The organism is Variovorax sp. 01N429 (assembly GCF_056399425.1).
The window spans coordinates 1-422 of sequence record NZ_JBFTRG010000147.1 but is presented as its reverse complement, the minus strand read 5'-3'; the positions used below and the strand labels follow the sequence as shown (position 1 = coordinate 422).

The window sequence follows — 422 nt, the reverse complement described above, 5'->3', positions numbered from 1 at the left end:
TCCGCGTACGTGTCGTACATCTCCGCGACGCCTTCCGGCGTCCCCGCCTCGCAGCCGCGCGCAAGTGCCGCGGCGAGTCCGGACCCCACGACCGGACCACCCCCACCATGCATGAGGCCTCACCGTACGCACGGCACGCCGGGCCCACCATGGTTTTGCTTGAGGACCACCCGATTCCGGTCGCGCTGTCACGGTCCCGTGACCATCCCGATGTCCGCGCTTCACGCGCCGGTCGCGCACCGGGCGGGTCGCGGCGCACGGTGTCGGTGCGGGCGGCTACCGTGCCGCACATGGCCAAATCCGCCGGGACGACCGGTAAGTCAGCACGCCCGTCGTACCGGTGCGGCGAGTGCGGATGGACCACGCCAAAGTGGCTCGGCCGCTGCCCGGAGTGCCAGGCCTGGGGCACCGTCGAGGAGTAC

The 422-nt window shown here is 71.8% G+C and carries 1 protein-coding gene; it reads left to right on the top strand.

Going from position 1 to position 422, the window contains the following annotated elements; all coding sequences use genetic code 11:
* Positions 1-107: 107 nt before the first annotated feature.
* Positions 108-422, top strand: a 315-nt coding sequence (locus AC1DSF_RS30995; protein ID WP_478184142.1) for a hypothetical protein, incomplete at its 3' end; no start/stop codon positions are given.